This is a genomic window from Pseudomonas ceruminis, from assembly GCF_021602025.1.
GTDB lineage: Bacteria > Pseudomonadota > Gammaproteobacteria > Pseudomonadales > Pseudomonadaceae > Aquipseudomonas > Aquipseudomonas ceruminis.
The window spans coordinates 110,441-125,698 of the sequence record NZ_BQHW01000015.1; the positions used below are offsets into that span (position 1 = coordinate 110,441).

Here is a 15,258-nt window from a genome sequence, read left to right on the forward strand (position 1 = left end):
CTGCAGGACGTTGACTGGTGCCCCTGCATGCTTTCCTGGCGATCAGAGCAAGTCGCGCTGGGCGAGCTCGCTCCTGATACGTTGCAGCACCTGCTCGATGGACAACTCGGTAGAGTCCAGCTGAATGGCATCGGCCGCCGGCTTGAGCGGGGCCACTGCGCGCTGGGTGTCGCGCTCATCGCGCGCACGTATCTCATCTAGCAGACTCGACAGACTAACATCTTCGCCCTTGCCCTTCAACTGCAGGTAGCGGCGGCGGGCACGCTCCTCGGCACTGGCGGTGAGGAATACCTTGAGCGGCGCGTCCGGGAAGACAACGGTGCCCATGTCGCGGCCGTCGGCAATCAGGCCCGGCGCCTCGCGAAAGGCACGCTGGCGCTGCAGCAGCGCTTCGCGCACCGCAGGCAGCGATGCAACCATCGACGCACCAGCACCGACGGTCTCGGTGCGGATGACATTACTGACATCCTCACCCTCGAGAATGATCTGCTGCAGCTTACCCGGCTCGGCGGCGATGAACTGCACATCCAGATGGGCGGCCAGGGCCTTGAGCAGTTCTTCGTTGGTCAGGTCGACGCCATGGTTGGTGGCGTTGAACGCCAGCAGCCGGTACAGCGCACCAGAGTCCAGCAGCCGCCAGCCCAGCTCACGCGCGAGCAGGCCAGCAACGGTGCCCTTGCCCGAGCCGCTTGGGCCATCGATGGTGATGACAGGCGCCTGCGCGTTCACGACTTGCCCTCTTCAGCAACGCGGATGCCGACTTCGGCGCACAGCTTGAGGAAGTTGGGGAAGGACGTGGCGACGTTGGCGCAATCATGGATGCGGATCGGCGCGCTGGCACGCAGCGAGGCGACACTGAAAGCCATGGCAATACGGTGGTCACCGTGACCATGCACTTCGCCGCCGCCGATCTGGCCGCCGTCGATGATGATGCCGTCCGGGGTCGGTTCGCACTTCACGCCCAAGGTAATCAGCCCGTCGGCCATGACCTGGATACGGTCCGATTCCTTCACCCGCAACTCTTCGGCGCCACGCAGCACGGTGCGCCCTTCGGCACAGGCGGCGGCGACGAACAGTACCGGGAATTCGTCAATGGCCAGCGGCACCAGGTGCTCGGGAATGTCGATACCCTTGAGCTTGGCGCCGCGCACGCGCAGGTCCGCCACCGGCTCACCGCCAACTTCACGCTGGTTCTCCAGGGTGATATCGCCGCCCATCAGGCGCAGGATGTCGATGACGCCGGTGCGGGTCGGGTTGATGCCGACATGTTCGAGTACCAACTCGGAGCCTTCGGCGATGGACGCGGCAACCAGGAAGAACGCCGCGGAAGAAATGTCTGCCGGCACTTCGATACGGGTAGCCGTGAGCTTGCCGCCGGACTGCAGCGAAGCCACCGGGCCGTTCGACTCGACCGAGTAGCCGAAACCACGCAGCATGCGCTCGGTGTGGTCGCGGGTCGGTGCAGGCTCGGTTACGGTGGTCTTGCCTTCGGCATACAGGCCTGCCAGCAGCAGACAGGATTTGACCTGGGCGCTGGCCATCGGCAGCGTGTAGGTCAGCGCCTTGAGCTTATGGCCGCCACGGATGGTCAGTGGCGGACGGCCCTCAGGGCCGGTCTCGACCACCGCGCCCATTTCGCGCAGCGGGTTGGCCACACGGTTCATCGGGCGCTTGGACAGCGAGGCATCACCGGTCATGGTGACGTCGAACGACTGGCCGGCCAGCAGGCCCGACAGCAGGCGCATGGAAGTCCCCGAGTTACCGACGTAGATCGGACCGGGTGGCGGCTTGAGGCCGTGCAGGCCTACGCCGTGGATGGTCACGCGGCCGTGGTTCGGGCCCTCGATGACCACACCCATGTCACGGAATGCCTGCAGGGTCGCCAGGGCGTCCTCACCCTCGAGGAAGCCTTCGACTTCGGTCGTGCCTTCGGCCAGCGAGCCAAGCATGATCGAACGATGGGAAATGGACTTGTCGCCCGGTACGCGGATTCGCCCGGTCAGGCGGCCACCCGGTTGGGCCAGGAAAATCAGATCGTTGGCGTTCATAGCGTCCACATAGGCCCGGCGGGCCAGGATTTTACTGAAATGCTCGCGGGCAACGCGTGCGCGGGTGAATACGCCCAGCAGCTGGTGCCCGTCCCCAGCATCGACCGCGTCGCGCAAGGCGTCGAGATCGCTGCGAAATGTGTCCAGCGTGCGCAGGACAGCCTCGCGGTTGGCGAGGAAGATGTCGTGCCACATGGTCGGATCGCTGCCGGCGATTCTGGTGAAATCGCGGAAACCACCTGCAGCGTACCGGAAGATCTCGAGGTTTTCATTGCGCTTGGCCAGCGAATCGACCAGGCCAAAGGCCAACAGGTGCGGCAGATGACTGGTGGCGGCCAGCACTTCGTCGTGACGCTCCACCGACATGTGCTCGACATCGGCATCCAGCGCACGCCACAAGCGATCGACCAGCGCCAGGGCGGCCGGATCGGTTTCTGCCAATGGCGTGAGGATGACTTTGTGGCGGCGGAACAAAGCGGCGTTGGAGGCTTCCACCCCACTCTGCTCGGAACCGGCGATCGGGTGCCCGGGCACGAAGCGCGCCAGGCGCTCGCCCAAGACCGCACGCGCGGCGCGCACCACATTGCCCTTGGCACTGCCAACGTCGGTGATGACAGCGTCGCCCAGCTCCAGCTGAGCGAGCCGCGCCAGGAGTTTTTCCATGGCCAGGATCGGCACAGCCAGTTGAATGACATCGGCGCCCACACAGGCTGCGGCAAGGTCTTCTTCGCAGCGATCGACCACACCCAGGGCCACGGCCTGCTTGCGCGACGGAGCGTCAAGGTCGACGCCGACCACTTCGCGGCACAGGCCGCTTTCACGCAGCCCCTTGGCAAAGGAGCCGCCGATCAGACCCAGACCTACGACGACCAGGCGATTGATAAGCGGTGCGGGGTTGGTTGTTACTGCATTTACCACGAGTGCGAACCCTGTTCAGAAATCAGGACAGTGTGTACGGCCGCCGGGGCTGCGTTGCAGCGGCCACCGGCGAACGCATTCAAAGCACCGCCTTTGGATAAGAGCCCAGCACCTTCAGCGCCACAGCCTCCTGGCTGATCTGCTCCAGCACCGCCTTGATCAGCGGGTCGCGGTGGTGGCCAACGAAGTCGATGAAGAACACGTAGGTCCACTTGCCGCTGCGCGACGGACGAGTCTCGATGCGGGTCAGGTCGATGCCGTTCTGGTGGAAGGGCACCAGCAGCTCATGCAAGGCACCGGGCTTGTTGCTCATCGACACGATGATCGAGGTCTTGTCGTCGCCGGTCGGCGGTACTTCCTGGTTGCCGATCATCAGGAAGCGCGTGGAGTTGTCGGGGCGGTCCTCGATCTTCTCGGCCAGACGGGTCAAGCCATAGAGGTTGGCCGCCATGTCGCCGGCGATCGCGGCCGAGTTCCACTCACCCTTGACCCGCTTGGCCGCCTCGGCATTGCTCGACACCGCCACGCGCTCGACGTTCGGGTAGTGCGCATCCAGCCATTTGCGGCACTGGGCCAGCGATTGAGCATGGGAGTATATGCGGGTGATGCTGTCGGTCTTGGTGTTTTCCCCCACCAGCAGGTGGTGGTGAATACGCAGCTCGACTTCGCCACAAATGACCATGTCGTGCTCGAGGAAGCTGTCCAGGGTGTGGCTGACGGCACCCTCGGTGGAGTTTTCCACCGGCACCACGCCGAAGTTGACAGCGCCGGCCGCCACCTCGCGGAACACTTCGTCGATGGCTGCCATCGGCCGGCTGATCACCGCATGGCCAAAATGCTTCATCGCCGCCGCCTGGGTGAAGGTACCTTCCGGGCCCAGGTAGGCGATTTTCAGCGGCTCTTCCAACGCCAGGCAGGACGACATGATTTCACGGAACAACCGCGCCATCTCTTCATTGTCCAGCGGCCCCTTGTTGCGCTCCATGACACGCTTGAGCACTGCCGCTTCGCGTTCAGGGCGGTAGAAGACCGGCTTTTCGCCCTCGGCCAGCGAGGCGGTCTTGACCTTGGCCACTTCCTGGGCGCAACGGGCACGCTCGCTGATCAGCTCGAGGATCTTCTCGTCGAGGCTGTCGATGCGAACGCGCAGCGCCTTGAGCTCGTGTTCGGACATCAGCCGTGCTCCTTCTCGAATTCGGCCATGTAGGCCACCAGGGCTTCAACGGCGTCCAGGCCCAGGGCGTTGTAGATCGAGGCGCGCATACCGCCTACCGAACGGTGTCCCTTGAGGTTGAGCAGGCCGCGGGCGTCGGCACCGGCCAGAAACGCTTTGTCCAGACGCTCGTCAGCCAGACGGAACGGCACGTTCATCCACGAACGGGCGTTATGGCTGATCGGGTTGGTGTAGAACGCGCTGCTGTCGATGAAACCGTACAAACGGTCTTTCTTGGCGCGGTTGCGCTGCTCCATGGCGTCGACACCACCCTGCTCCTTGAGCCACTCGAAGACCAGGCCCGAGAGGTACCAGGAATAGGTCGCCGGGGTGTTGTACATGGACCCGTTGTCCGCCGACACCTTGTAGTCGAGCATGGTCGGACAGCTGCTGCGGGCATGGCCCAGCAGGTCTTCACGAACGATCACCACCACCAGGCCGCTCGGGCCGATGTTTTTCTGTGCGCCAGCGTAGATCAGGCCGAATTGCGACACGTCGATCGGGCGCGAGAGAATGTCGGACGACATGTCGACCACCAACGGGACCTCGCCGGTTTCAGGTACCCAGTCGAACTGCAAGCCACCAATGGTCTCGTTGGACGCATAGTGAACGTAGGCTGCGTTCTTGGTCAGGTTCCAGTCGTTCTGGCCAGGGATCGCCAGGTAGTCGTAGGGCTTGGCGCTGGCGGCGACGTTGACGTTGCCGAAGCGACGCGCTTCCTCGATGGCCTTTTTCGACCAGATACCGGTTTCGACATAGTCGGCAGTGCCGTTTTCCGGCAGCAAGTTCAGCGGGATCTCGGCGAACTGCTGGCTGGCGCCACCCTGCAGGAACAGGATTTTGTAGTTCGAGGGGACGGACAGCAGGTCACGCAAGTCCTGCTCAGCCTTCTCGGCGATGGCCACGTAGTCGTCGCTGCGATGGCTCATTTCCATCACCGACAAGCCCTTGCCACGCCAGTCCAGCATTTCGGCCTGGGCCCGCTGCAGAACAGCTTCAGGAAGCGCGGCAGGGCCTGCGCAGAAGTTAAAGGCTCGTTTGCTCACATCCACTCTCGCTCTGCCAAATAGAACAAAATCGTATCTTGCTGGCCCGCCCCGCGGGGACGGCCTGGCTGTATCGGGGCTGCTTCGCAACCCGTTGGCCGCCTGTAATCAGTCAAACGGGGCGACCTTGGTCGCCCCGCTCGGGTTGTTGCGCTTGCTTACTCCTGCGGTGCCTCTTCGGCGCCCGCAGTGTCGTCATCCGCCGCGTCTGGCGCGTCGGCCTCGACACCCTCCCCATCCGTCTCGATCAGTTCGTCGAGTTCTTCCTCGGAGGGCTCCTGGATACGCTCCAGGCCTACCAGCGTTTCGTCAGCGGCCAGCTTGATGAGGGTCACACCCTGGGTGTTACGGCTCAGGCTGGACACTTCACCCACCCGCGTACGGACCAAGGTGCCCTGGTCGGAGATCAGCATGATCTCTTCACCTTCCTGCACCTGGATGGCACCGATCAACAGGCCATTGCGCCCCTTGGTGCCCATGGCGATGACGCCCTGGCCACCACGGCCGCGACGCGGGAACTTGGACAGCGGGGTACGCTTGCCGAAACCACGCTCCGAAGCGGTAAGGATCTGCGCGCCAGACTCCGGGATCAGCATCGAGATGATCTGCTGCCCCTTGCCCAGCTTCATGCCGCGCACACCACGGGCGGTACGGCCCATTTCGCGCACCACGCTCTCGGCGAAGCGGATCACCTTGCCGGCGTCGGAGAACATCATGACTTCCTTGGCACCGTCGGTGATGGCCGCAGCAATCAAGGTATCGCCTTCTTTCAGCTTCAGCGCGATCAGGCCGTTGGAGCGCGGGCGGGCAAACTGCACCAGCGGGGTTTTCTTGACGGTACCGGAAGCAGTCGCCATGAAGATGTACGCGCCGGTCGGTTCAGCCACCCACTCCGGGGTGTCGCCGTCTTCTTCGTCGACTTCTTCGACGTCTACCACTTCACCTTCGATCACGCCCTCGTCGCCGTCTTCCAGCTCTTCATCCGGATCGGCGCTCATCTGCAGCGCCTCGAGGTCGATCTGCAGCATGGCGGTGATGCGCTCACCCTCCTCCAGCGGCAGCAGGTTGACCAGCGGGCGGCCACGCGCGGCGCGGGATGCCTCAGGAATTTCGTAGGTCTTCTTCCAGTACACCTTGCCCTTGCTGGAGAACAGCAACAGGGTGGCGTGGCTGTTGGCGACCAGCAGGTGCTCGATGTAGTCCTCGTCCTTCACGCCAGTGGCCGACTTGCCTTTGCCGCCACGGCGCTGGGCCTGGTAGGCGGACAACGGCTGAGTCTTGGCATAACCACCGTGGGAGATGGTCACCACGCGCTCTTCTTCCGGGATCATGTCGCCGTAGTTGAGGTCGTGGCTGGCATTGAGGATCTCGGTGCGGCGCGCATCGCCATATTCGGCACGGATCGCTTCGAGCTCTTCGCGAATCACTTCCATCAGGCGCTGGGCACTGCTGAGGATGCGGATCAGCTCGCCGATCTGCTCCAGAATCTCCTGGTACTCGGCCAGCAGCTTCTCGTGCTCCAGGCCGGTCAGGCGGTGCAGGCGCAGGTCGAGGATCGCCTGGGCCTGTTCTGGCGACAGGTAGTACTTGCCTTCACGCAGGCCATACTGCTCTGGCAGGTCCTCCGGGCGGCAGGAGTCGGCGCCGGCGCGCTCGACCATGACCTGCACAGCGCTGGATTCCCAGGCAGTGGAAATCAATGCTTCCTTGGCTTCGGACGGCGTCGGCGAGGCCTTGATCAGGGCGATGACCGGGTCGATGTTGGACAGCGCAACCGCCTGCCCTTCAAGGATGTGGCCACGCTCACGCGCCTTGCGCAGCTCGAACACGGTACGGCGCGTCACCACTTCACGGCGGTGGCGGACGAACGCTTCGAGCAGGTCCTTGAGGTTGAGCACGCGTGGGCGGCCGTCGATCAGCGCTACCACGTTGATGCCGAACACGCTCTGCAGCTGGGTTTGCTGGTAGAGGTTGTTGAGCACCACCTCGGGCACCTCGCCGCGGCGCAGCTCGATGACGATGCGCATACCGTCCTTGTCGGACTCGTCGCGCAGCTCGGTGATGCCTTCGATCTTCTTCTCTTTGACCAGCTCGGCGATCTTCTCGATCAACCGCGCCTTGTTCAGCTGGTACGGCAGCTCGGTAACCACGATCTGCTGGCGGCCACCGACCTTGTCGATATCCTCGACTTCGGAACGGGCGCGCATGTAGATGCGGCCACGGCCGGTGCGGTAGGCCTCGATGATGCCCTGACGGCCGTTGATGATACCGGCAGTCGGGAAGTCGGGGCCCGGGATGTACTGCATCAGCTCATCGACGGTGACATCGGGGTTGTCGATCAGCGCCAGGCAGCCATCGATGACTTCACCGAGGTTGTGTGGCGGGATGTTGGTCGCCATACCCACGGCAATACCGCTGGAGCCGTTTACCAGCAGGTTGGGGATACGGGTCGGCATGACCGCCGGGATCTGCTCGGTGCCGTCGTAGTTGGGCACCCAGTCGACGGTTTCCTTGTGCAGGTCGGCCAGCAATTCGTGGGCCAGCTTGGCCATGCGCACTTCGGTGTATCGCATGGCCGCGGCGTTGTCACCGTCGACCGAACCGAAGTTGCCCTGGCCGTCGACCAGCAGGTAGCGCAGCGAGAAAGGCTGGGCCATACGCACGATGGTGTCGTAGACCGCAGTGTCGCCGTGCGGGTGGTACTTACCGATCACGTCACCGACCACACGGGCGGATTTCTTGTACGGCTTGTTCCAGTCGTTGCCCAGTTCGCTCATCGCATAGAGAACGCGGCGATGCACGGGCTTCAAGCCGTCACGCGCATCGGGCAGCGCTCGCCCGACAATCACGCTCATCGCGTAGTCGAGGTAAGACTGTCTCAGTTCGTCTTCGATATTGACCGGGAGGATTTCTTTGGCCAGTTCGCCCATGAGAAGCCTGATTCCTTTTTCTGGTGAAACTTCGCAGCTCCATCAAGGGCCGAACGAAGCTCGCCGCCGCAGCGCATAGGGGTGCGACGACTTACGACAAATCAATGAGTTGTGCCATGGATCTGCGCAAAATTGGCCGCCGTGATGGGCGGTCTTGGAAACTGCCGGATGTTATCACAAAGGCAGTGGCGGTGGGGAGATATGGCAGGTTGCCGCTGGGCCAGGACGTTGCGGCTGCTTTATTCGCTCCTATCGCCGCCAAACCGGCCCCACTGGGTTAGGCCGGCGATAGGACAGGCCTGCTAGTGCAAGCGCTTGCGGCACATCAATTGAGCCAATTTGGCGGTGTCCGGCCGCTCGACGATACCGCGCTCGGTCACTATCACATCGATCAAGTCCGCAGGGGTCACGTCGAACACCGGGTTGAACACTTCCACCTGCGGTGCCACGCGGGTGCCGGCGTAATCCAGCAACTCGTCGGCGTCACGCTCTTCGAGCGGGATATCTTCCCCGGTGGCAAGGTTCAGGTCGATGCTGGTGCTCGGCGCCACCACCATGAAGCGCACACCGTGGTGCATGGCACTGACGGCCAGTTGGTACGTGCCGATCTTACTGGCAACATCTCCATTGGCAGCGATGCAGTCGGCACCGACCACCACCCAGGTGATGCCCTTGCTCTTCATCAGGTGAGCCAGCGCCGAGTCAGCGCACAAAGTGACCGGTATGCCATCGTTGGCCAGCTCCCAGGCAGTCAGGCGCGATCCCTGTAACCAAGGGCGGGTCTCGCCGGCATACACGCGCTCGACCATCCCTTCGAGGAACCCTGCCCGGATCACCCCCAAGGCCGTACCGATGCCGCCACTGGCCAAAGCCCCGGCATTGCCGTAGGTCAGCAGCGTCTGTTCGTTGCCCTGGTGGCGGCGGATCAGCTCGATACCGTGCTGCGCCATGGTCAGGTTGGCCTCGCGATCGCTTTCATGGATCGCCACCGCCTCGGCCTCCAGCACCGCCAGCACGTTTTCGTCCGCCCGCACGCGCTGCAGGCGCTCACGCATGCGATTGAGCGCCCAGAACAGGTTGGCGGCGGTGGGGCGTGCCTCGGCAAGGCTGAGGAAGTCTTCTTCCAGGTCCATTTCCCAGTCGCCCCCCTCGGCCAGGCGCTCCTCGAGGGCCAATACCAGGCCATAGGCAGCAGCAATGCCGATGGCTGCTGCGCCCCGCACGGCCATGTCGCGGATGGCTGCAGCCACCTGCGCGACATTGTCGCAGGCCAGCCAGCGTTCTTCCGACGGCAGCAGGCGCTGGTCGAGCAGGTGCAGGGCGCCGTCGTGCCAGCGGATGCCGGTCACCTTCTCCGCCGCCAAAAGTCGCTCGCGCATCGCCTCTCCCCGTCGTTCGGATATCAAAAGCCGGCGATTATAGCGACCATCAGCCTTGGGCGCTCGGGTATACTGCAGCCCTTTAAGCTGCGCGCGTCCAGTTGCAAGCTGCAAGCACGCGCGGCGCATGCACGATTTACTGTTTTTTGCGGCCTGCAGCCAGAAGCCTGCAGCTCGCATCCACGTTCAGAGGACTGTTCAATGAGCAACGTCGACCACGCCGAAATCGCCAAGTTTGAAGCCTTGGCGCACCGCTGGTGGGACCGCGAGAGCGAGTTCAAGCCGCTGCACGATATCAATCCACTGCGCGTCAACTGGATCGACGAGCGCGTCAGCCTGGCCGGCAAAAAGGTGCTGGACGTCGGTTGCGGCGGCGGCATTCTCAGCGAGGCGATGGCCCTACGTGGCGCCACCGTCACCGGCATCGACATGGGCGAGGCGCCGCTGGCCGTTGCCCAGCTGCATCAACTGGAGTCGGGCGTACAGGTGGAATACCGGCAGATCACCGCTGAGGCCCTGGCTGAAGAAATGCCAGCGCAGTTCGATGTGGTCACCTGCCTGGAAATGCTCGAGCACGTGCCCGACCCATCCTCGGTCATCCGCGCCTGCTACCGCATGGTCAAGCCCGGCGGCCAGGTGTTCTTCTCGACCATCAACCGCAACCCCAAGGCCTACCTGCTGGCCATCGTCGGCGCCGAATACATCCTCAAGATGCTGCCGCGCGGCACCCACGACTTCAAGAAATTCATCCGCCCGTCCGAGCTGGGCGCCTGGAGCCGCGTTGCGGGCCTTGAAGTCAAGGATATCATCGGCCTGACCTACAACCCGCTGACCAAGCACTACAAGCTCAGCAGCGACGTCGACGTCAACTACATGATCCAGACCCTGCGCGAGGAATAAGCATGCGTTTGCGAGCAGTACTTTTCGACATGGACGGCACCCTGCTCGACACGGCGCCGGACTTCATCGCCATCTGCCAGGCCATGCTCGCCGAGCGCGGCCTGCCTGCCATCGACGACAGGCTGATCCGCGACGTGATTTCCGGCGGCGCCCGCGCCATGGTAGCCGCAACCTTTGCCATGAGCCCCGAAGCCGAGGGCTTCGAGGCCCTGCGCCTGGAGTTCCTCGAGCGCTACCAGCGTGACTGCGCGGTGCACAGCAAGCTGTTCGACGGCATGGCCGAGCTGTTGGCCGATATCGAGAAAGGCAACCTGCTGTGGGGCGTGGTCACCAACAAGCCGGTGCGCTTCGCCGAGCCGATCATGCAGCGCCTGGGCCTGGCCGAACGCTCCGCGCTGCTGATCTGCCCGGACCACGTGAAAAACAGCAAGCCCGACCCCGAGCCGCTGATCCTGGCCTGCAAGACCCTGGACCTGGACCCGGCCAGTGTGCTGTTCGTTGGCGATGACCTGCGCGACATAGAGTCTGGTCGCGATGCCGGCACCCGCACGGCGGCGGTGCGCTATGGCTATATTCATCCAGAAGACAACCCGAACAACTGGGGTGCCGACGTGGTGGTGGACCACCCCCTGGAACTGCGCAAGGTGATCGACAGCGCCTTGTGCGGCTGCTGATCCCTAGCGGCTGACCACTGATCCTGTGGGATCGCATTTGCCTTAAAGAACACAGGGGAACTTCAATGTTCGACTACACCGCCCGCCCCGACCTGCTCAAGGGCCGCGTCATTCTGGTCACCGGCGCTGGCCGTGGCATTGGTGCCGCCGCCGCCAAGGCCTATGCCGCCCTGGGCGCCACCGTACTGCTGCTGGGCAAGACCGAGGCCAACCTCAACGAGGTCTATGACCAGATCGAGGCCGCTGGCCATCCGCAGCCAGTGGTCATCCCGTTCAACCTGGAAACCGCCCTGCCCCACGAGTACGACGGGCTGGCAGTGATGATCGAGGAGCAGTTCGGCCGCCTCGACGGCCTGCTCAACAATGCTTCGATCATCGGCCCACGCACGCCGCTGGAGCAGCTTTCCGGCGATAACTTCATGCGCGTGATGCACATCAACGTCGATGCCACCTTCATGCTCACCAGCACCCTGCTGCCGCTGCTCAAGCTGTCGGAGGACGCCTCGGTGGTGTTCACCTCCAGCAGCGTCGGACGCAAGGGCCGGGCCTATTGGGGCGCCTATGGCGTGTCGAAGTTCGCCACCGAAGGCCTGATGCAGACCTTGGCCGACGAACTGGAAGGCGTGGCACCCGTACGCTCCAACAGCATCAACCCGGGCGCCACGCGCACGGCGATGCGCGCGCAGGCCTACCCCAGCGAGAACCCGCAGAACAACCCGCTGCCCGAAGAGATCATGCCGGTGTACCTGTACCTGATGGGGCCGGACAGTACTGGGGTGAACGGGCAGGCGTTCAACGCCCAGTAGGTTTTCGCCAGTACGGCCCCGTGGCGGGCTCATCCGCGAAGGGGCCGTACTGGCGAAAGATCAGCCCGCCGCCAGCGCCGGGCGCATGCGCCCTTGCTGGCGACCTTCCATCTGCATGCACCGCTCCAGGAACAGGTACATGCAGTCATAGCTCTTGCAAATGGCCTTGCGCAGCTCGTTGCGCAGCCCCTGGGTGGGGTTCTCACCGGCCAGCGTGCAGATGATCTCCAGCGCCTCCCACGGGTGCGCGTCGTCATACTGGGCGTGCATCTTCAGCCATTTCATGGCGCGCTTGCGCTGGTCCTCGGGGAAGCCCATGGCATAGGTGTCCTCGGCGCAGACCACCGCCGACCACTCCCCAGTCGCCCCCTCGATAGCGTAGTTGGTGGCCGCCATGGCAATGGCCAGCGACTCAGTGGTGCACACCCGCCAGCACCAATCGTTGAGCCCATTGAGCTCCGCTGGCACCTCCTGGCTCTGCAACTGGTGCAGGTGGATGCCATGGGCATGGCACCAGTGCACCCAGTAGTCGGCATGGTTGAGCTCGACGCGGATATTGCGCATCAACCAACGGCGCGCCATGTCCTCGCCGGGGTGGCGCGCGTAGCGGGTCTTGGTCAGGTTGTGGGCCATGTACAGCGAGAACTGTTCCACCACCGGCCAGCCACCGATCAGGTACTGGCGGATGGTCGCCTGGCGCAGCTGGCCGTCACGCAAACGCTGGTAGAACTCATGCTCGACTACGCGGCGCTTGCTTTCGCGACACTCCTCGATCAGTTGCTGTGCCCATTGGGGGTAACTGGCGGGGTCCATCAATGGCCCGATTCGAACGAATGCATCAATCACTTTTGCGCTCCTTGATCCCTGTGATTAAGCCGACGCTTTTTCAGCGAAAGGTTCCAGGCGCCCGATGCAGCAGGGGCCGTGCAGCAATCCGTTGGCGCCGCAGACTGTCGCAGGTGAACACCTGCGGTCGTTCGATCAGATAGCCCTGGGCGTAGTCCACGCCGATCTCCTGCAAGGCCTGCTCGATCAACGGTGTTTCGACGAACTCGGCAATGGTCCGCTTACCCATGACATGGCCGATGTGATTGATCACCTCGACCATGGCCCGGTTAACCGGATCATCCAGCATATCTTTGACAAAACTTCCGTCGATCTTCAAGAAGTCGACGGGTAAATGTTTTAAATAAGCGAATGACGACATTCCGGCACAGAAATCGTCGAGGGAGAACTTGCAGCCCAGTCCTTTCAATTCGTTGATGAATCGGATGGCACTGCCCAGGTTGGCGATTGCGCTGGTCTCGGTGATTTCGAAACAGATCAGCCGCGGCGGAATGGCATATTCGACGAACAGTCGGTGCAGGTACTCAAGGAACTTGTCATCTCCAATGCTCGACCCTGAGAGGTTGATCGCGCACATTGACAGCGGCCCTTCCCTGCCCTCATCCAGGCACTGGCGGATGATCTGGAACACATTGCGCACTACCCAGCGATCGAGGGCAGTCATCAAGCCATAGCGTTCGGCCGCCGGTATGAAGCTGTCCGGCAGAATGGTGCGGCCACTTTCATCGTGCAGGCGCAACAGGATTTCGATATGGCCCGGCCCTTCAATGGACGTCAACGCGGCGATTTCCTGGGCGTAGAGGCAAAAACGGTTCTCTTCCAACGCCACATGCAGGCGCTGGATCCAGGCCATCTCACCAAAGCGCATCGACAGCTCGCTGTCGTCGGCATGGTACACCTGCACCCGGTTGCGCCCCTTCTCCTTGGCCATGTAGCAGGCCATGTCGGCCGCACGCAACGACGCCTCCAGGGTGCCCGGTGCCTGCGCCATATGCACCAGGCCAATGCTCACGGTGGTGACGAAAGGCCGGCCCTTCCACACGAAATGCAGGCTTTGCACAGCCTGGCGCAGGTTTTCGGCGATTCGCTCGGCTTGCTCCGGCGGGCAACTTTCCAACAACACACCAAATTCATCGCCGCCCAGTCGGGCCAGGGTATCCCCCTCGCGCAAGCCGGATTGCAGCACGGCACAGATGTGCCGTAACAACTCATCGCCGGCCGCGTGGCCACAGGTATCGTTGACCAGCTTGAACTGGTCCAGGTCGAGGAACATCAGCGAATGGCGCCCCGACTGGCGCACCAGTTCGTTGAGGGCCTGCTCCAGGCGGTATTCGAACTCGCGACGGTTGGCCAAGCCAGTCAAGGCGTCGTGGGTGGCCTGCCAGGACAGGTTGGCAATGTACTGGCGCTCCTGGGTCATGTCGTGCAACACCAGCACGATGCCGGCCATTTGCCCATCACTGATGATCGGCGACCCCACCAGGTTGATCGAGACCGTGCTGCCGTCCAGGCGCTGGATCAGCCGAGCATGCTCAGCCCCCCCTTTCAGGCTGCCGCTGAGCACCTGGTCCAGCAGCGAGCCACTGTCGTTCTCGGCCTGCTCGTCCACCAGGCTGAACAGCGCAGTCAATGGCAGGCCCAGGGCCTGCCCTGCCTGCCAGTGGGTCAGTTGCTCCGCAGCCGGGTTCATGTAGACGATGCACCCCTCGACATCGGTGGTGATCACCGCATCCCCAATAGCTTGCAGGGTAATCTGTGCTCGCTCTTTTTCCGCCTGCAAAGCACTGGCGAAGGCCTGGCGCTGGGCCAGCAGCTTGCTTGAACGGCGCCAGGCAATGGCGATGAGAAACAGTGCTGTCAGCAGGTTGGTGATCAACAACACCCGCAACAGCATCCGCGAACCCTCCCCCAGGGCATCGCTGAAGGCCTTAGCCGCTGGCGTCACGCCCTCGTTGATAGCGACGATGCGGGCTCGCCACTCACTGACCTGACGGGCCTCGGCACGGCCACTGGCGAAGCCTGCCCGCATGTCGTTGGCCAGCACGTCCAGTTGGTTCAGGTAGTTGTCACCGATGTTCCAGTAGGCAATCGCCGTCTGCATGTAGCTGAGCTGGCGAAAATTGCGGTAGAACCAGATGATGCGATCGACGTCATCCGGGTGGTTGCCACCCTGCAGCACGGCCTGACGGGCGGCTTCGAGGTCCGGGCTTGCCTGGTCAAGCACCTCGCGCAGCTGGTGGTCGCCTTGAGGTACGCTGATCACCTGGCGATAGCGTTGGTAGGTACGCTCGTCACCGCTGTCGGCATACAGGTTGAGGTAATAGATGGCGTCTTTCTGGGCCTTGGACCACAGGCTCTCGCCCGCCACATAGGCACGAACCGCCGACAGCGCGTAAAGGCTGAGGCTACCCAGCAGTACCTGGAAGACTACAACGGCGATGAAGGGCCAGATGATACCCAGCAGCCTTGGCGCCTCTAGCGTGCGATTTCCCTTCATG

11 protein-coding genes are annotated in these 15,258 nt (G+C 63.1%); 3 read left to right on the forward strand and 8 right to left on the reverse strand.

Translation table 11 applies throughout. From position 1 onward, the window contains the following. Positions 1-42: 42 nt before the first annotated feature. The 6 genes from cmk to mtnA all read right to left on the reverse strand — a co-directional run bounded on the left by cmk (position 43) and on the right by mtnA (position 9,534). Positions 43-729, reverse strand: a complete 687-nt coding sequence (gene cmk / locus L6D80_RS17905; RefSeq protein WP_054900467.1) for a (d)CMP kinase — start codon at positions 727-729, stop codon at positions 43-45. Continuing rightward, a complete protein-coding gene (locus tag L6D80_RS17910; protein WP_176512785.1) occupies positions 726-2,966 on the reverse strand; it encodes a bifunctional prephenate dehydrogenase/3-phosphoshikimate 1-carboxyvinyltransferase in 2,241 nt (746 codons plus the stop codon). Before L6D80_RS17910 ends, cmk begins: the two co-directional genes overlap by 4 nt. A gap of 79 nt (positions 2,967-3,045) precedes the next feature. Next, on the reverse strand, positions 3,046-4,140 hold the full coding sequence (pheA, locus tag L6D80_RS17915; protein ID WP_013971453.1) for a prephenate dehydratase: 1,095 nt from the start codon (positions 4,138-4,140) through the stop codon (positions 3,046-3,048). Continuing rightward, positions 4,140-5,225 carry a 3-phosphoserine/phosphohydroxythreonine transaminase gene (serC, locus tag L6D80_RS17920; protein WP_054900601.1) on the reverse strand — a complete coding sequence of 362 codons (1,086 nt, stop codon included), beginning with the start codon at positions 5,223-5,225 and terminating at the stop codon, positions 4,140-4,142. Before serC ends, pheA begins: the two co-directional genes overlap by 1 nt. Before the next feature lie 158 nt (positions 5,226-5,383). Beyond that, a complete protein-coding gene (gene gyrA, locus L6D80_RS17925; RefSeq protein ID WP_176512786.1) occupies positions 5,384-8,155 on the reverse strand; it encodes a DNA gyrase subunit A in 2,772 nt (923 codons plus the stop codon). Positions 8,156-8,457: 302 nt separating this feature from the next. Further along, positions 8,458-9,534 (reverse strand): S-methyl-5-thioribose-1-phosphate isomerase, encoded by a 1,077-nt coding sequence (gene mtnA / locus L6D80_RS17930; RefSeq protein ID WP_054900470.1) that lies wholly within the window; start codon positions 9,532-9,534, stop codon positions 8,458-8,460. A gap of 201 nt (positions 9,535-9,735) precedes the next feature. Here mtnA and ubiG point away from each other — a divergent pair, with 201 nt between their 5' ends. From ubiG to L6D80_RS17945, 3 genes are all read left to right on the forward strand, one after another. Then, on the forward strand, positions 9,736-10,434 hold the full coding sequence (ubiG, locus tag L6D80_RS17935; protein WP_054900471.1) for a bifunctional 2-polyprenyl-6-hydroxyphenol methylase/3-demethylubiquinol 3-O-methyltransferase UbiG: 699 nt from the start codon (positions 9,736-9,738) through the stop codon (positions 10,432-10,434). A 2-nt stretch (positions 10,435-10,436) separates the two neighbouring features. Continuing rightward, positions 10,437-11,108, forward strand: coding sequence for an N-acetylmuramic acid 6-phosphate phosphatase MupP (mupP, locus tag L6D80_RS17940; protein WP_054900472.1), 672 nt, complete (start codon positions 10,437-10,439; stop codon positions 11,106-11,108). 65 nt (positions 11,109-11,173) lie between these two features. Continuing rightward, positions 11,174-11,914 (forward strand): YciK family oxidoreductase, encoded by a 741-nt coding sequence (locus L6D80_RS17945; protein ID WP_054900473.1) that lies wholly within the window; start codon positions 11,174-11,176, stop codon positions 11,912-11,914. Between the two features lie 60 nt (positions 11,915-11,974). On the opposite strand, the gene L6D80_RS17950 is transcribed toward L6D80_RS17945, so the two are convergent. Beyond that, positions 11,975-12,760 carry an iron-containing redox enzyme family protein gene (locus L6D80_RS17950; RefSeq protein ID WP_176512787.1) on the reverse strand — a complete coding sequence of 262 codons (786 nt, stop codon included), beginning with the start codon at positions 12,758-12,760 and terminating at the stop codon, positions 11,975-11,977. A gap of 40 nt (positions 12,761-12,800) precedes the next feature. Next, positions 12,801-15,257 carry an EAL domain-containing protein gene (locus tag L6D80_RS17955; protein WP_054900475.1) on the reverse strand — a complete coding sequence of 819 codons (2,457 nt, stop codon included), beginning with the start codon at positions 15,255-15,257 and terminating at the stop codon, positions 12,801-12,803. Between the last annotated feature and the right edge of the window lies 1 nt (position 15,258).